The 14,836-nt window shown below is 58.0% G+C and carries 16 protein-coding genes and 5 pseudogenes; 8 read left to right on the forward strand and 13 right to left on the reverse strand.

Translation table 11 applies throughout. From position 1 onward, the window contains the following. Positions 1 to 34 precede the first annotated feature (34 nt). From G8E10_RS14065 to G8E10_RS14075, 3 genes and pseudogenes are all read right to left on the reverse strand, one after another. Positions 35 to 1,822, reverse strand: coding sequence for a methyl-accepting chemotaxis protein (locus tag G8E10_RS14065; RefSeq protein ID WP_167129861.1), 1,788 nt, complete (start codon positions 1,820 to 1,822; stop codon positions 35 to 37). A gap of 309 nt (positions 1,823 to 2,131) precedes the next feature. Beyond that, positions 2,132 to 2,863, reverse strand: coding sequence for a helix-turn-helix transcriptional regulator (locus tag G8E10_RS14070; RefSeq protein ID WP_110808404.1), 732 nt, complete (start codon positions 2,861 to 2,863; stop codon positions 2,132 to 2,134). A gap of 251 nt (positions 2,864 to 3,114) precedes the next feature. Continuing rightward, positions 3,115 to 3,245 (reverse strand): annotated as a pseudogene (locus tag G8E10_RS14075) (integrase); the annotation flags it as partial. A gap of 19 nt (positions 3,246 to 3,264) precedes the next feature. Between G8E10_RS14075 and G8E10_RS26295 the strand changes: the two are divergent. The 4 genes and pseudogenes from G8E10_RS26295 to G8E10_RS14095 form a co-directional block, all read left to right on the forward strand. Next, a pseudogene (locus tag G8E10_RS26295) lies at positions 3,265 to 3,339 on the forward strand (hypothetical protein); the annotation flags it as partial. A 337-nt stretch (positions 3,340 to 3,676) separates the two neighbouring features. Next, positions 3,677 to 4,144, forward strand: a complete 468-nt coding sequence (locus G8E10_RS14085; RefSeq protein WP_167129784.1) for a DUF2269 family protein — start codon at positions 3,677 to 3,679, stop codon at positions 4,142 to 4,144. Then, a complete protein-coding gene (locus tag G8E10_RS14090; protein WP_110803138.1) occupies positions 4,141 to 5,508 on the forward strand; it encodes an SDR family oxidoreductase in 1,368 nt (455 codons plus the stop codon). The genes G8E10_RS14085 and G8E10_RS14090 overlap by 4 nt, the downstream gene beginning before the upstream one ends. 79 nt (positions 5,509 to 5,587) lie before the next feature. Then, entirely contained in the window at positions 5,588 to 6,013 is a 426-nt protein-coding gene (locus G8E10_RS14095; protein ID WP_110803148.1) for a thiol-disulfide oxidoreductase DCC family protein, read from the forward strand. A 59-nt stretch (positions 6,014 to 6,072) separates the two neighbouring features. Here G8E10_RS14095 and G8E10_RS14100 read toward each other — a convergent pair. After that, positions 6,073 to 6,198, reverse strand: a pseudogene (locus tag G8E10_RS14100) (ATP-binding cassette domain-containing protein); the annotation flags it as partial. Between the two features lie 408 nt (positions 6,199 to 6,606). Here G8E10_RS14100 and G8E10_RS14105 point away from each other — a divergent pair. Further along, a complete protein-coding gene (locus tag G8E10_RS14105) occupies positions 6,607 to 8,532 on the forward strand; it encodes a methyl-accepting chemotaxis protein (RefSeq protein ID WP_167129787.1) in 1,926 nt (641 codons plus the stop codon). Positions 8,533 to 8,574: 42 nt separating this feature from the next. Here G8E10_RS14105 and G8E10_RS14110 read toward each other — a convergent pair whose 3' ends face one another. Next, the gene (locus G8E10_RS14110) at positions 8,575 to 9,027 is read right to left on the reverse strand and encodes a type II toxin-antitoxin system VapC family toxin (protein ID WP_110803139.1); all 453 of its coding nucleotides are present in this window, start codon (positions 9,025 to 9,027) and stop codon (positions 8,575 to 8,577) included. Then, complete coding sequence (locus G8E10_RS14115) at positions 9,024 to 9,272, reverse strand: FitA-like ribbon-helix-helix domain-containing protein (protein WP_110803140.1); 249 nt, start codon at positions 9,270 to 9,272, stop codon at positions 9,024 to 9,026. The genes G8E10_RS14110 and G8E10_RS14115 overlap by 4 nt, the downstream gene beginning before the upstream one ends. Positions 9,273 to 9,512: 240 nt before the next feature. On the opposite strand from G8E10_RS14115, the gene G8E10_RS14120 reads away from it, so the two are divergent. Together G8E10_RS14120 and G8E10_RS14125 are read left to right on the forward strand one after the other, a co-directional pair. Continuing rightward, positions 9,513 to 9,791 carry a type II toxin-antitoxin system Phd/YefM family antitoxin gene (locus tag G8E10_RS14120; RefSeq protein WP_167129789.1) on the forward strand — a complete coding sequence of 93 codons (279 nt, stop codon included), beginning with the start codon at positions 9,513 to 9,515 and terminating at the stop codon, positions 9,789 to 9,791. Continuing rightward, positions 9,778 to 10,232 (forward strand): annotated as a pseudogene (locus G8E10_RS14125) (plasmid maintenance toxin (PemK-like)). The gene G8E10_RS14120 and the pseudogene G8E10_RS14125 overlap by 14 nt, the downstream one beginning before the upstream one ends. A gap of 325 nt (positions 10,233 to 10,557) precedes the next feature. Here the strand turns inward: G8E10_RS14125 and G8E10_RS14130 are convergent. The 4 genes and pseudogenes from G8E10_RS14130 to G8E10_RS14145 all read right to left on the reverse strand — a co-directional run. Beyond that, positions 10,558 to 11,202 (reverse strand): DUF6904 family protein, encoded by a 645-nt coding sequence (locus G8E10_RS14130; protein WP_110803142.1) that lies wholly within the window; start codon positions 11,200 to 11,202, stop codon positions 10,558 to 10,560. A gap of 35 nt (positions 11,203 to 11,237) precedes the next feature. Further along, positions 11,238 to 11,660: a type II toxin-antitoxin system VapC family toxin gene (locus G8E10_RS14135; RefSeq protein WP_110803143.1), complete on the reverse strand. Its 423-nt coding sequence runs from the start codon at positions 11,658 to 11,660 to the stop codon at positions 11,238 to 11,240. After that, positions 11,657 to 11,923 carry a type II toxin-antitoxin system prevent-host-death family antitoxin gene (locus tag G8E10_RS14140; RefSeq protein ID WP_110803150.1) on the reverse strand — a complete coding sequence of 89 codons (267 nt, stop codon included), beginning with the start codon at positions 11,921 to 11,923 and terminating at the stop codon, positions 11,657 to 11,659. Before G8E10_RS14140 ends, G8E10_RS14135 begins: the two co-directional genes overlap by 4 nt. Positions 11,924 to 12,005: 82 nt before the next feature. Next, a pseudogene (locus G8E10_RS14145) lies at positions 12,006 to 12,296 on the reverse strand (site-specific integrase); the annotation flags it as partial. On the opposite strand from G8E10_RS14145, the gene G8E10_RS14150 reads away from it, so the two are divergent. After that, positions 12,285 to 12,614 (forward strand): transposase, encoded by a 330-nt coding sequence (locus G8E10_RS14150; protein WP_281517592.1) that lies wholly within the window; start codon positions 12,285 to 12,287, stop codon positions 12,612 to 12,614. The pseudogene G8E10_RS14145 and the gene G8E10_RS14150 sit on opposite strands and share 12 nt — an antisense overlap. Positions 12,615 to 12,956: 342 nt before the next feature. On the opposite strand, the gene G8E10_RS14155 is transcribed toward G8E10_RS14150, so the two are convergent. The 3 genes from G8E10_RS14155 to G8E10_RS14165 are packed head-to-tail and all read right to left on the reverse strand — an operon-like array spanning position 12,957 to position 14,774. Next, positions 12,957 to 14,123, reverse strand: coding sequence for a site-specific integrase (locus G8E10_RS14155; RefSeq protein ID WP_167129791.1), 1,167 nt, complete (start codon positions 14,121 to 14,123; stop codon positions 12,957 to 12,959). Then, positions 14,113 to 14,532, reverse strand: a complete 420-nt coding sequence (locus G8E10_RS14160) for a type II toxin-antitoxin system VapC family toxin (RefSeq protein WP_110802934.1) — start codon at positions 14,530 to 14,532, stop codon at positions 14,113 to 14,115. Before G8E10_RS14160 ends, G8E10_RS14155 begins: the two co-directional genes overlap by 11 nt. After that, positions 14,532 to 14,774, reverse strand: a complete 243-nt coding sequence (locus G8E10_RS14165) for a type II toxin-antitoxin system Phd/YefM family antitoxin (protein ID WP_110802933.1) — start codon at positions 14,772 to 14,774, stop codon at positions 14,532 to 14,534. Before G8E10_RS14165 ends, G8E10_RS14160 begins: the two co-directional genes overlap by 1 nt. Between the last annotated feature and the right edge of the window lie 62 nt (positions 14,775 to 14,836).

Here is a 14,836-nt window from a genome sequence, read left to right on the forward strand (position 1 = left end):
AGCATCAAGATTGTCCTCTCGTCGGGCTTGCCCATCAAAACTCTTCCCAGCTTTCTGATTTAACCGCAGCATTCCCACAGACAGCGTAGGCGACCTTCGAAGTCATCTGTCCTACAGGGGGAACAGATGACGGGATCGGGTCGACGCGCGACGCCGGCTGCGACGGGCGTATGGCTGTCCCAGCGCCGACATTGAAGCGTGAAAGAAGCTGAAACAGTTCCTCAGCTTCTCTAGCGAGGCCATGCGAGGCAGCAGACGTTTCCTCAACCATGGCTGCGTTCTGCTGAGTGCCTTGGTCTATCGTATTAACAGCAGTGTTAATTTCTTTCAGACCCGTCGCTTGCTCGCGTGACGCCTCGACAATGGCGCTGACATTGGCATCGACATAGATGACCTGCCCGACGATCTCTTCGAGAGCCTTGCCGGTTTCCCCGACGAGCGCAACGCCCTGCTTGACATGCTCGTTTGAAGCACCAATCAAATCCTTGATTTCCCGCGCAGCCTTGGCGGAGCGTTGCGCCAACTCCCGAACCTCTTGGGCGACAACCGCAAACCCTTTGCCTGCATCACCGGCTCGCGCCGCTTCGACGCCCGCATTCAAAGCAAGCAGGTTGGTCTGGAAAGCAATCTCATCGATCACACCAATGATGGTGGAAATTTCGCCGGCTGATTTTTCGATCTGGCCCATGGCATCAACAGCCTGTCGGACCACCGATCCAGAGCGCTCGGCGCTCTCTTTTGTTTTGCGCACAAGCTGCCCGGCGTCCTGCGCTCGATGGCTGGAGTCGGAAACTGTCGTGGTGATCTCTTCGAGAGCAGCAGCCGTTTCTTCAACCGAAGCAGCTTGCTGCTCCGTTCTGCCTGCCAGATCATCAGAGGCCGAGCGGATCTCTTGCGATGCGGAAGCAATGGCGGCCGCGTTCCGTGCCACCGCTTCCATCGCAACGCAGAGCTGTGATGTGGCGCTGTTGAAATCGAGACGAAGTTTGTCTAACGTCGGCAGAAAAGGATGTCCGAGCTGTTGTGTCAGGTCGCCTCTAGCAAGCCCCTGCAAGGCACAGGCGAGGCTATGGACGTTCTCAACGCGGGTCGTGACATCCGTTGCGAACTTTACGATCTTGAAGACCTTGCCGCTCATGTCGAAGATCGGGTTGTAGGACGCCTGGATGTGAACTTTCTTGCCGTTCTTACCGATGCGCAGGAACTCATCCGCAATGAACTCGCCTCCAGCCAGCCGGGTCCAGAACTGCCTATAGTCTTCGCTGCCCGCGTAAGTCCTGTCGCAGAACATCGAATGATGTTTGCCCCTGATGTCTTTGAGCTGATAGCCGAGCGTTGTCAGGAAGTTCTCATTGGCTGTAAGGATTTCGCCAGCAGGCGTAAACTCGATGACTGCCTGGGCACGCGACAGCGCATCGAGTTTACCCGCGTCTTCGACGGACTTCAGCTTCTGAGCGGTGATGTCTGTGGCGAACTTGATGATTTTGTAAGGCTTTCTGCCCCGAAAGACCGGATTGTAGGATGCTTCGATCCAGACTTCTCTGCCGCCCTTGCCGATCCGCCTATACTGGCGCTGGTCATACTTTCCCGCGGCCAAGGCATCCCAGAATTGGCGGTATTCGGCGCTGGTCGCTTCCGTCGGATCCACGAACATATGATGATGCTGGCCGACGATCTCGGTAAGCTCATAGCCAAGTGCTGTGCAAAAATTCTGATTGGCTTTCAGAATCTTCCCCGTGAGACTGAACTCGATGATTGCTTGAGCCTTGCTCACTGCGGCCAAGATATCTTCAGTATCGGACGAGAAACCAAACGAAATCATCCCCACGATATGCTCCTTCTTTGCCACAGAGCCTTCTTCTGAACCTCGGCGGCCCTTTGAGAAATGGACTGTGGCGTTTCGTTGTGGATCAGACCGGGGAGGTGCTATGCAACGGCTTGATGTCTCCGGCGGTCACTCCCAGTTTTAGGAGTGAATTCCAAACGAATTCTTAAAGCGTTGCACAATATTTCGGCGTTCGCTTGATGAGTGTGCATCTTGCCGCATCTTCAAGTTAAAGCAGCAAAGACTAATCAAAAAATCTCAGGGCGGATATGCTGTCTTTTGCTGCTTGATATTCGAAACAACTCGTTAGTGGATAAGTCCCCGGCGAATTGCCTCCGCAATGGCATGCACGCGATTGTCGGCACCGAGTTTACGAATGGCAGTCTTGATGTAGCTGTTTACGGTGTCGGACGTGTAGCCGCTCAACTTGGCAATCTCATCGGTTGTCTTACCCAAGCTCGCAAATCTTAGACAGATAAGCTCGCCGTCGATCAGTCTGAGCGTTTGTGCCGAGAACTTATCCATAATCGGTCGAGTGATCACGCGGTGCATGACGTCAGCCACATCCTGCAGGAAGTCCATTTCGTCCTGTGCAAATCGCGTCTGACGCGCGAAAGTGACGGCCCCGAAGACAACGTCTCCGCGCCGTACCGGAAAAAGCGTACGATTTACCACCCCGAACGCGTCAGTCAGATAGGTTAGACGCTGAGGTGGCGGCGTCTGCGCATACACCACGTCCTCCATGACAACACCTACCGCCAATCTCGATGCTTGCACGAATGGATCAACCGAAAGAAGATCGTCACCGTAATAGGCCTCCAGAAACGCTGGTGGGACGTCTGTGTCGATCGAGTGACCGCTGCCGAACCGGTATCCATCGAGATCAAGACCGGACACGGCAAAGAAGTCGAATGGGACTGCCGCGCGAATTTTTTCGACAAAAGGGTGAGCTGCGACATGCCTTCGCTTTGGCAGCGACCGGAGATCGGGTACCCCGTTGAGGGCTTCGCTTAATATGAAGGTGCTTGAAGACAGCAAACTCAGCTCTCCGATGTGAACGGCTGTGCGATTTGAAGGAGGTTCTCTGGTTCCTGCAACCAGTAAATGCAACGACGGACTGTTGGAAAGGATGGAAAGACGCGTTGGTGTTTCAATTTTGGGACGTCATCAGCAAAACTCCGGAGGCCGTTTCTCGTAAGAGCCGCGAAGAGGGGAAGATTCGCCGTCGGGATCACCAAAAGAAGTTCTTTCATCTGATCATGGTTGAGTAGCTTTGCATTTGGCTTCGCCCTCACAGATCGGAGCGGTCTCTTGACCGCTACGACCGGGCAGGTGGCGTCCGATGATCCACGACCAACCTCGACCCATCCGGTTTTCCACGCAATGTGACGAGCATGCCCTGATCGAGGATCTCGATCCAGCTCTATATGTAGCCGGTCAAATGGCTCCACGACGATCATGGAATGGTACATAGTCATGCCAACGCGCTTGTTGTCGATACGCTTCGCAAATAGCGACCGCCTTTCATTCCGTGTCGATCAAGACAAAGGGACGTCGCGACTGACAATAAGGGCGGAAGCCGAGACATCAACAGGCTCACGGTCTCTGCTTTGCATCGGATGCACGTCCTGAGCGCAGCATTCCCAGCCCGATGTCCTTAGCCAGTTCCGCGCGTTTCGCCGCATAGGCAGAGGCCACGATCGGATTGTCCTTTGACAAAACGCTCGTTCAGCCGCTCCGGCCCAGGCCCTTGTCCTGCTTTGGATTTACATTGCACAACCTAACGGTTTAAGCAGGATAGTGTGCGGACCCGCGATATCCCTGGGTCGGGCAGGATTCTGGCAGGCTGTATTGGACTATCTTCTCCTCAAATATCTGCATGTCCTCGGCGCGATCGTTCTTCTGGGCACGGGAACGGGCATCGCGTTCTTCATGCTGATGGCCCACCGCTCCGGAGACGCCGAATTTGTGGCGAAGACAGCGGGAGTGGTGGTCGTGGCGGATATGGTCTTTACCGCCAGCGCGGTGGTCGTTCAGCCGATCACCGGCTATCTTTTGGCGGATCTGATGGACGTTCCCCTGTGGGAAGGCTGGCTCGGGGTAGCGCTCCTGCTCTACGGGGTGGCCGGCGCCTTCTGGTTGCCCGTTGTCTGGATCCAGATGCGCATGCGTGACCTCGCGTTGGAGTCCGCCCGTGCTGGAACAGCGCTTTCCACGGCCTATCACCGTCTCTACCGCATTTGGTTTCTGTTCGGCTTTCCGGGCTTCGGCTCCGTGATGGCCATCCTCTGGCTCATGATTGCAAAGCCCGGACTATGACCAGGATATCCCACCCCCCCATTGTCGCCGTTCTCGGCGCGTCCGGTTTGATCGGTGAGGCGATCTGCGGATACCTTATGGCGCAAGGCCATAAGGTCGTTCCCGTCGCCCGTCGCTTCACGCCCGTGCAGAATGCCGCCTGGGAAGGTCTGGCCGTTCAAATGCCTCTTGTCGATGCGGAGAGACCGGCTTTACAGGCGGCGATCTCAAAACTGCAGGCCGACGTCATCGTCAACTGTATCGGTGCGCTTCAGGATGCGCCGGGTTCGCCTGTAGCGCGGGCCAACCGGGATTTCGTTGCCACACTCGTTGACGTTCTGCAGGACGAGACCAGCGAAAGCCATAGAGATGGGCAGCCGGGCCGAGATCCCCGGCTTCTCATTCATGTCTCGATCCCCGGAGATGGACGGGACGATCTGACGGATTTCAGCCGGGAAAAGCGAGCGGCGGAGGCGACTATCGCGCGGTCCGGCCTGCCCTTTATCATCCTGCACCCGGGCTTTGTTTACGCGGAGGCAGCCTACGGCGGTAGCGCCCTGATGCGCGCCTTGGCGGTTCTCCCGTTCGATCTGCCGGAGGCCCTCGCATCCCGCCCCTTCGCCGTGACGGATGCTCGCGATATTGGCCGTAGCGTGGAGGTCGTGCTGGCGGATTGGACAACAGGCCGGCGCGCGTGGCAGTCCCACTGGGACATCATGGAAACGGAGGCTTCGACGGTCGGTAGCGTGCTCGCGGGGTTGGCGCGCCGCCTTGCCGGGCCGAAACGACGGATCCGAGTGCCGGGCTGGATGCTCACGACCGCAAGCCGGGCCGGCGACCTGGTCTCCTGGCTCGGGTGGCGTCCTCCCGTCCGCTCAACGGCGCTTGTGGAGATGGCGCGCGGCGTCACCGGCGATTCTGCAACATGGCGCCGTGAAACCGGCCTTGATCCGCTGTCGGGGCCTCGCACGCTCGCGATGACGGCAGCGACCGTGCAGGAGCGCTGGTTTGCCCGCCTTTACATGCTCAAGGCGATGATCATCGGCATTCTCGTGGTATTCTGGGTCGTCTCCGGCGGCATCGCCCTGACGGTCGCTTTCGATGCGGCGACGCGTATTCTCACGGATCACGGCTTCGCCGAACCGTTGGCAAAGGCGATCACGATCGTCACCAGCCTGATGGACATCTCGATCGGTCTTGCGATCCTCCATCGCCGAACATGTCGCATTGGCCTCCTCGCAGGCATCGCGCTATCCCTTTTTTACATGATCTCTGCTGCCCTCATCACTCCAGACATGTGGATCGAACCCCTTGGCGCCCTCGTCAAGACAGGCCCGTCGATCATCCTGATGATGGTCGGGCTGGCTGTACTCGAAGAGCGGTAGAAATTCTTGCGGCAGGCAAAGCGGTTCATTTGTTGGAATGCACTTCTCAGCGGCCATCGAAATCGACTATACATCCGACATGATACCGACGCCTGATCTAGCGACGCTTTCCACCGGTCCCATCATTCTGTTTGATGCCGAATGCGTTTTGTGTTCGGCGAACGCGCAGTTCGTTCTTGAACGAGACCGCAAGGCCGTGTTTCGGTTGGCCTCCATGCAGAGCGAGATCGGGAAATCCTTGTATCGCATGCACGGAATGGATCCGGCGGATCCTGCAAGCTTGCTCGTTGTGGATGGAGATCGGATGCGGCGGGACAGCGATGCCGTTCTCAGCATTTACGAGACGCTTGGCTTTCCTTGGGCACTCGTCCGGGTGTTCCGGATCGTCCCTGTCGCCTTGCGCGATCCCGTCTACCGTTTCGTTGCGCGTCATCGCTATCGAGTATTCGGCCGGCGCGATACGTGCTGGATAGCCCCGAAACACTACAGGGACCGGATTCTCTGAGAGGTAGGACGTCACTTATCGAAACCCTTCCCGACCGAGAGATCTATCGATGACGGCCGTAGAAGACTAACAAGCGTCGTCTTGCCAGCCCCGGAAAGCCCGAAAAGGCCGACCTTTTTGCCAGGGCGGATGGTCAGAGAAAGATCGGTGATCACCGGCTTGCCGGACGTGTAGGCGAAACCGATCTCGGAAGCTGTCGGCATTGAATAAGCCTCGCCTCTTCTTCATCGTCTGTATCGAACAAACGCGCACCACCAACGATAGATTTCCCGTCATCGGACAGCCGTGCACCTGATGCTAACAGCTTCGTTCCGACGGGTGCCAGATGACGTCAGTGAGCGTCGCGGAGACGTTCGCGTTCCACCTCCCGTCCAGGGTGGTCCTAAGAGCTCTCGAAGTGCAGAACCCAGCAATGTTACATTAAGATTTAGTTGTTAGACATATACGGGCGACGGATGGGGTCCGGCGAGGGCGAGCGGTCCGAACGATCATTTGAGGTCGGAGCGCGACCGGACTCCGCCGAGGCGTCACACATTCTTTTTCCAGTGCCGCGTGTGGCCTCGCGGCGCGCAGATCCTCAGGTGAAATCCGAAATGCCCCATCCAAACATCAAACTGGCGATGAGCGCGATCTTTGGCGTCATCGGCCTCGTCATCGTGATGTTGTCCTGGCTGACGCTGAGCGGCCTTCAGTCCTTGAATTCGCGCACAATTGACGTCGCCGACAACTGGCTGCCGAAGACCGCGGCCTCCGGCCGGATCCAGACCGCGCTGAACGATGTGCGCGTCGCCTACGGGCAGCATCTTGTCGAGACCAACATCCACCGGATGAAAGACTTGCTCGCCCTTGCGCGCGAGAAGGAAGACGCTCTCCGGGCCTCGCTTTCGGCCTACGACGCGATGATCTCGACGGATCGCGAACGGCAGATCTTTGCCGCCATCCCGCCGGCCGTTGCTGACTACATCCAACACGGCAGCTACATGCTGGACATGTCCGGCGATGGTGCGAAGGATCTCGGCGGCTATCTCTTCGGCCACGGCATGCGCGACACTGCGAGCATTGTCGAAACCGCGACGGCGGCTCTCGTTGCCTATGACTCTCAAGGCGCGGCCGACTCGAAGGCCGAAAGCGGTATGACCTACGAATCCGTCATGTCAAAGATTTTTGGCGCTGCGCTGTTCGTCGGCTTCGTCCTCGTCGCGGCGGCCTTTTACGTGCTGCGCGGCATTGCCCGGCCGGTCAAGGTCATCACCCAGTCCATGACCCGTCTTGCGGGTGGCGATACGTCGGTGGCTATTCCTTATACGAGCCGCCCCGACGAGATTGGTCAGATGGCAGGCGCGGTCGAAATCTTCCGTCAGGCGGCGATCGCCAACAAACGTCTGGAAGAAGAAGCAGGAGCCGCTCGTGTTCAGGGTGAGGCAGATCGTATCCGTCTTACGGCAGAGGCGGAAGCTGCAGCCCAGGTTCGCCTCCAGGAAGCGATCGCAGGTCTTGCCACAGGTCTTCGCCGCTTGGCATCCGGCGATCTGAGCTTCCAGCTCAATGATGCCTTTGCTCCCGATTTCGACGCTCTTCGTCACGATCTAAATGGCGCCGTCTCGCAGCTGGCGGAGACCTTGCGTTCGGTTGCTCAGGCAACAACGCAGATTGACAACGGCTCCCGTGAGATCAGCCAGAGCACCGACGATTTGTCCAAACGGACGGAACAGCAGGCGGCATCGCTTGAGGAGACTGCAGCGGCCCTGGATCAGATTACGGCAAACGTCTCCAACTCCTCCAAGCGCGCCGACGAGGCGCGTTCGGTGGCCGTGCAGGCAAATGCAAGTGCTGTCCAGTCCGGCAAGGTCGTGGCCAATGCAGTCGATGCCATGCAGAAGATCGAGCAGTCCTCTAACCAGGTCTCCAACATCATTGGCGTCATCGATGAGATCGCCTTCCAGACCAATCTCCTCGCGCTGAACGCAGGCGTCGAGGCGGCACGTGCCGGTGAGGCGGGCAAGGGTTTTGCCGTCGTAGCCCAAGAAGTGCGCGAACTGGCCCAGCGCTCCGCTAAAGCGGCCAAGGAGATCAAGGAGCTGATCCGCAACGCCTCCGTCGAGGTGAAGAGCGGCGTCCAGCTGGTGAGCGAAACAGGTGATGCCCTTCGCACGATCGAAGGCTACGTTGTAACTATCAACCAGCACATAAATGCGATCGCTACGTCGGCACGTGAGCAGTCCGTTGGGCTTGCAGAAGTTAACACAGCGGTCAACCAGATGGATCAGGTGACGCAGCAGAACGCGGCGATGGTGGAAGAAAGCAATGCCGCGGGCGCCGCACTGGTTTCTGAGGCCGAGCGCCTTCGCGATCTGGTCGGGCAGTTCCAAGTTGGACATGCCTTGCGACAGACAGCAGCCGTCATGGCGGCAGGTTCCATGCATCGTCCCGTAGCGTCCCCGGCACGCAAGATTACAGGAAAAGTTGCCCGAGCCTTCTCAGGCAAGGCCGCAGTTAAAGAAGATTGGGAGGATTTTTGACGGACGTGAACCCCAGAGCGATCACGGGCGACACGTTCGAGATCATCGCGTTTCGCTTGCACGATCAGGAGTTCTGCGTGCCGTCCAAGGGTTGACGATCACCAGGCCAATGCTCTCGAAATCAGAGACATTGCGGGTCGCCACCGAGGCACCGCGCGACAGGGCGATCGCTGCGATCTGCGCATCGAACTGACTGATGGGTCGGCCTGCGCTGCGACGATCCGTGGCGATGGTGGCATAGAGATCCGCTGCGTCGCGATCAAACGGCAGCACACGTCCAGACAGATCCTCGCCGAAAATCGGCGAGATCGCCGCCTCCAGGTCGCGGCGTCGGCGGCCTTCAGGCAATAGCCGCAGCCCATAGAGGATTTCGGCCTCGGTGACTGCGGTCGTGAACACCGACAGAGGGGGCTGAGACGACAACCATTCGATAACAACCGTGCTTGGGGACGGCGTGAGCAGCTCCGAGATGACGTTGGTGTCGAGAATGATCACCGTCCAAAATCCGGCGCGTCGCGAATAGCCTCTCGGGCAGGGATTTCGAGGTCGACACCGCCGACCGGCGCCAGACGTGCGCGGATGGTCTCGGCGAGATTGCGAGCCGGCCTTTCGCTGGCAGCCAGTGCTACGCGGAGAATATCGCGTGCTTCATCCTCCATAGAGCGGCCGTGCGTGGCGGCGCGTAGGCGCAAACGCTGCTTTAGCGCATCATCGATATTGCGGATCGTCATACTTGCCATTCGGGCGCTCCATTCATCAATGATGGCATTGTAGTCATTGATTGCAGATTGTTCAATGTCACCTTTGTTCTACAAGGGATCCGCCATATAGGCCGTTGTCTGGTTCTCCGGCTTGCTTCAGGACGGTCTGATCTGCCGCAGGCACGATCTGCGATTTATGCTTCATCTACATGCCCTATCGACCGGGGGTTTGCGAAAGTTCCGGAAATCCCGTATATTCCGTAACAAAAGAGTTTTATCATGACATCCACGGTTACCGCTGCAACGGTTTCGAAAAATTTCGGGGCTTATCAGGATGCGGCCGTTCGCGAGCCGGTGATCATCACCAAGAATGGTCGCCCCCGCACGGTTCTGATCGCCTATGAGGACTATGTGCGTCTGGCAAAGCATGACCGCCGGGTCGAACTTTCGGTGATGCTCGGCGACGATGACCTCGCCGCCATTGAAGCTTCGCGAATGGAGCCGGGTCTGGATCATCTCAATGCCGAACTGTTGACGGAGAAGCATGCTGCCGACTGAACCAAAGGTCGGCTGGCTGTTTCGGTATTCGTATCTCTGGCATTGGCAGCATCTCGAAGGCCGGGAGGAAGGCGACAAGAACCGCCCGGTGCTGGTTCTGGCGATCGTCGTCACACGGGAAGACGGAACGCGGGCGGTGCGGGTTTTGCCTGTCACGCATTCGCCGCCGTCTGATCCGCAAGACGCTGTTGAAATTTCGGCGGCCACCAAACGTCGCCTGGGACTTGATGACGAACGCTCCTGGATTGCTCTGACCGAAAGCAACCGCTTCGTCTGGCCCGGACCCGACGTCAGGCGGATGGACGGTGAAACCGGCTATTACGGCGCGCTGCCACCAGCTATTACGGCGCGCTGCCACCAGCCCTGTTTGAAGAGATCAAGCGCCGGTTTGTCGAGCAGGCGCGGGCGCAACGTCATCGTGCGACGGCCCGAAGCGAATAGCTGCCCTGTGGCGGTGGGTCTGTTATACTGACCCCGTCTGTTGCCCGTCATTTTCCATCCCGTTCTGATCGTTGCAGCCGTGATTTGCCCCGACTTTACAGCGTCGGGGAGTCGAAATTCATGACTATCGATACGAGGTAGTTATCGATGGTTAGCACTCCAACCGGCGATCGTACCATGTGGCGAACCATTGTGGATTTTGGCTCTAGATTTCAATTGAAGCGCCAAGTGGAATATTCTTCCTTGGGTTTTTGATCTTGCGGGTTCAAAAACAGAGCAGGGGAGGGCGTCTATCCGGTTGATATCGCGATTGATGCGCCAAAGTTTACCATCGGGGATCCGGCCATTCGGCATTTTCCCAAGCAGCGAATTCTCCAGGAGATATCATGTTCTTTTCGCCGTTCCTCAGTCGCATGGGGTAGAAGCGGTCATACATCGGATCGAAACTGGAAAGGAGCGACGCAAAGCTGGCCTTACGTTGCGCTTTCGTCCATGAACAAAATAACCCCCCGCGGCTGTTGATCATCTCAAATACTGCAGCCTGTGCTGGATCAAGGCGCTGCCAAAGACTGATAATATGCTCAGTCTGCGCACCGAAATCTTCGCGCAGCGCCTCTTCGATCACTGCTTCCATAGCATAGGCAATAGATTGTGTTTTGGCCGTATGGCTGAGGAACGCGAGGGATTGCCTCAGCAGCCTTTGCTGCAGCAAAAGGACTGGCCAAAGGATCTGTACACCGTATCTAACGCCAATTTCTTCAAAATGCTTTGGCGGCTGAATAACCTCACGCTGCCGCTCAAACGCTTTGCGCACATCGTACGCCAAGCCAAGAAACGAGCCTTCTTTGTCGATGACAAGCGGTGAGCGGTCATTCACATCATGGACGACCTCATGCAGCCAGGTCAGGGATGTATAGTCTCCGACGAGCAATATGCCAGCGTGGTTTTTGAGCAAACTGTAGGAGAGCATTCAGACTGATCCTTTCCGTTGACGAAGAGGGCTGATCACGCCGTCCAGGGGTCGATGATATCTATTCCGAAGCCTCCGAAATCCTTGGTGTTGCGCGTCGCAAGGATCAATTGGTGAGCGAAGGCTGTAGCGGCTATCAAGCCGTCCATAGAGGCCAGCCCGCGACCACTTCGCTTGGCGAGCGCCATGAGATCACCCCAAGCCAAAGCGACAGGCCCTTCCACTGGAATAATCCGATTTTCGAAGCGTTGAGGCAGATCATGCTCGAGCCACTCGCCCAGGGTGTCGCGTTTCCGTCCGCTATCCATCAGAGCGACACCGCGGCGAATTTCAGCAATCGATACGATGCTGATGAACGTGCGGTCTTCGTCTAACCCATGGAGCCACTTCAGGACGCTCTCATCGGGGCGAGGTTTTGTAACTTCCGACAGAACGTTCGTGTCGAGGAGTAGTCTCATAGGGACAAGTCGCGCGGCTCGTCGTGTTGTCGCTCAATATCCAGATCGGCGCCACGCAGAGGCGATGCCAATAGAAACTCGGCGAGTGATCCCCGGCGCGCAGTCTTCTTTTGCCATTCTTCTGCAGAAACAACTACCACGCTCGGTTTCCCATTGCGGCTAATAGTCTGAGGCGCCAATTGCGCGCGCTCCATAACCTCTGAAAGCTTTGCTTTCGCGCCAGCGACTGTCCAGTTCATATCATCGTGCGTTGATGCTTGCATCGTCTCACCTATAACAAAAATGACTATCGTGACTATAATGTCCAAACGATCCTATTGCAAGCGCGTGGCGGAGAGGGGGCAACTAAAGCCCGGATGCCTTGGTCAGGTTTACACGGAAGCGATCGCGCCGTCGTTGATATCTCCGAGTCATCTCTGCGGACGCGTGCCCCAGTTGCTTCTAGACATATCGCTCATTGACTTTGGCAGGAGAAGCGAGGCCTGCCCGAATGGAATGACCGGAGAACTTGAACACACACTCGATCTCGCTGAGATCACCGCGAACGCCGGCCGCCATTGCGGCCCGCTTCACCAGCCGAGCCACTTCCTTGTCATTCAGCCTTTCTGGCCTAACCGCTTTGCCTTGTCCCGTGACCCAGACGCCTGCAAGGCGTGCCGTCTGCGCGAACGCTGCACCAAAAGCTTTCGCCGCGTGTCGCGCCTCAAGAACGAGGCGGTGCTCGACCGCATGGCGATACGTCTTGCCGCCCGGCCCGGCATTCTGGACCGGCGGCGCGAAAGCGTCGAACATCCGTTCGGCACCATAAAACAATGGATGTATCAGGGCGCGTTCCTGATGCGACGGCTGGAAAACGTCCGAGGTGAGTTCAGCCTGACAGCGCTCGCCTACAACATCAAAAGAGCCATCACCCTTGTCGCCGTCGCAGGTCTGATTGCCGCCGTCAGGACATAACAGCCCCACTGTGCGCACTTTCTGAACCAAATATGGATGTCAAAGTGCTCAGCAGTGCCTTATCGAGCTCGTTGGGTATCGAAATCCGGAAAATCTCGTCGCCCACTGAGTTTCGGCATTGAAAAGTGCATGCCATCATTCCTTCAAAGAGTTTTTGGACAGTCTGCCCAATGCGACACTTGTTTTCCTGACTTTTGCAACGTCGCAGAATAGGGAGTTTTGCGGCAGTCGCAATGATCGCAATCGTCCGCTGGAACCAATTCCCATACCAACGCTTCGTCCGATGGGTAGAGCCCCAGCGGAGTGGGTGGGTGACCCTGATGCGATAATGAGTTCTCTAAATCAAACGACCAACCGAGCAGCGCGTCCCATTTTGCGTTCGGAATTGTTGTAGTATCCAGAAGCTTGAGTGACCGACTTGTGCAGGGATTGCTGCATAGCTTCGGGCAATGGAATGCCGCGATTGGCAGCTTCTGTCAGGTACCCCGCGCGGATTCCGTGCGCTGAAAACTGCGCCGGATCGAGCCCGGCCTGCTTGATGCGGGTTTTCAGGATAAGGTTGACTGACTGCGGCGTCATCGCGCGCCGATCGAGATTGCCCCACTGGTCGATACGGCGGAAAACCGGTCCTGCTTCAATCTTCGCCTCTTCGAGCCAATGCCGGAGCGCGGTCACGGGGCGGCCGATCAGCACGACGTGTTCGTTGTCATCAGCCGACGTGGTTTTGGTGCGGCCGAGACGGATTGTCAGGCAGGGGAGGAGAGGGGAGTGCTCGTCGGTGGGATTGGTGCGGACCGGTTCCTCTTCGAAAAGGTCCTCAACACGGAGTCCCGCAACCTCGGAACGGCGTCTGCCGCCGGATGCGAAAGCCATCAGCAGCAGCGCCCTGTCACGTAGGTCGACCAGCCGATCGCCCGCGCAAGCCGCAAGCAGTTTGGCAAGGATATCAGCGGTGACAGCCTTCTTGCTCTTTCTCTGCCGGGGGCGATTGCTGGCGCGAACGGCAAGGCGAAGGGCACTTTTCAGCGACGGCGCCGAAAACGATCCGGTCAGCCCGCGCCAGCGCGTCAGGATCGACCAGCTCGTCAACCGGCGGCGAACGGTCGCCGGCGCATGCGGTCCGGTGCTTCTCAGCAAGCCCTTGAAGCGGAGCGCGATCGCGACGTCCTCAGGCATGCCATGTTCGACGTTGGTTTCCCGCTCTGCTGGGTCCCAAAGATGATGGGCGACGAATTTCAGAAGCAGACTTTCGGGGGCAGGCCAGGGGAGGGGAGTGCCTGTCGCCAGCACGCACCACGCCTCCAGATAGGCGAGATCTGATGCCAGCGCCCGCATGGTGTTGTCGCCCATGCCTTCGCTGGCCAGATGCTTGAGCGTCGCGTCGTCGTCGCTGGTCAGAAGTTCGGCGAGCTGGTCTCTGCGATCAAACGGCAAAATTGCGTCTAGTGCATCCAGTTCCTCGGCGCGCTTTAAAACGTCATTGCCTGAAGGCGTCAGCTCAGTGCTCATGTTCGAGTGGCCCAACAACGGTGATCCCCTCGCCGCGGGCGGCGAGGGCCATCTTTCGGTCCCCGGTCGCCAGAGGCAACCTTTGCGTTCTGGCAAGCGCGACATAGCTCGCATCATATGCGGTCAGCATGTACCGGGCTGCCAGTTCCAAGACCAGGCCGTCTCCGCCCGATCCGGCATCCTCGAGCGGCAGCCCTCGCAACTGTGTCATCAGCAGGATAGGTTCGCCGGGGCGAAGGCGGCCACGCCGTTCGGCCACCAGAAACAGATTGCGGGTCTCAAACCAGAACAGTGCCGGCACGAGACCGACCGTCGAGCGTATCTCCGACATTAGTCGATCGGCTGCGTCGTGTTGTTCGTCGGGCAGAAACCAGGCGGCGGCGATGGAGGCATCGAGAACGAAGGACATCAGTAACGGCGGCCTTCATCACGCCATTCGCGGATTTCATCCTGAGTGGTGACAGGCCGGCCGGCGCGCTGGGCCTTGATTTCGGCGATCAACGCATCGACGTCGTTGTCGCGGCGGATGCGCGTAAGCCGCGCGACAGGCGTGTTGCCGCGCGAGATAATCACCTCTTCGCCGGCTTCGACTTTCGCCAGCAGCTCGGACAGATGGGTTTTGGCCTCGGCGACCTTAACGGTAACGGTCATGACGGATGCTCCAGGGTTTGTCTCTCTCGTCGAGCAGATGGTGGCTGGCATCGTTTTTCGAC

The organism is Ferranicluibacter rubi (assembly GCF_011603255.1).
In the GTDB taxonomy this organism is placed as follows: Bacteria; Pseudomonadota; Alphaproteobacteria; order Rhizobiales; family Rhizobiaceae; genus Ferranicluibacter; species Ferranicluibacter rubi.

What these genes read in the sequence shown, in the direction of transcription:
- G8E10_RS14090 (WP_110803138.1), top strand. Translation starts at nt 4,141, where the DNA reads ATGACCAGGATATCCCACCCCCCCATTGTCGCCGTTCTCGGCGCGTCC.
- G8E10_RS14105 (WP_167129787.1), top strand. Translation starts at nt 6,607, where the DNA reads ATGCCCCATCCAAACATCAAACTGGCGATGAGCGCGATCTTTGGCGTC.
- G8E10_RS14135 (WP_110803143.1), bottom strand. Translation starts at nt 11,660, where the DNA reads ATGAGACTACTCCTCGACACGAACGTTCTGTCGGAAGTTACAAAACCT.
- G8E10_RS14165 (WP_110802933.1), bottom strand. Translation starts at nt 14,774, where the DNA reads ATGACCGTTACCGTTAAGGTCGCCGAGGCCAAAACCCATCTGTCCGAG.
- G8E10_RS14115 (WP_110803140.1), bottom strand. Translation starts at nt 9,272, where the DNA reads ATGGCAAGTATGACGATCCGCAATATCGATGATGCGCTAAAGCAGCGT.
- G8E10_RS14130 (WP_110803142.1), bottom strand. Translation starts at nt 11,202, where the DNA reads ATGCTCTCCTACAGTTTGCTCAAAAACCACGCTGGCATATTGCTCGTC.
- G8E10_RS14140 (WP_110803150.1), bottom strand. Translation starts at nt 11,923, where the DNA reads ATGCAAGCATCAACGCACGATGATATGAACTGGACAGTCGCTGGCGCG.
- G8E10_RS14095 (WP_110803148.1), top strand. Translation starts at nt 5,588, where the DNA reads ATGATACCGACGCCTGATCTAGCGACGCTTTCCACCGGTCCCATCATT.
- G8E10_RS14155 (WP_167129791.1), bottom strand. Translation starts at nt 14,123, where the DNA reads ATGAGCACTGAGCTGACGCCTTCAGGCAATGACGTTTTAAAGCGCGCC.
- G8E10_RS14160 (WP_110802934.1), bottom strand. Translation starts at nt 14,532, where the DNA reads ATGTCCTTCGTTCTCGATGCCTCCATCGCCGCCGCCTGGTTTCTGCCC.
- G8E10_RS14120 (WP_167129789.1), top strand. Translation starts at nt 9,513, where the DNA reads ATGACATCCACGGTTACCGCTGCAACGGTTTCGAAAAATTTCGGGGCT.
- G8E10_RS14065 (WP_167129861.1), bottom strand. Translation starts at nt 1,822, where the DNA reads ATGATTTCGTTTGGTTTCTCGTCCGATACTGAAGATATCTTGGCCGCA.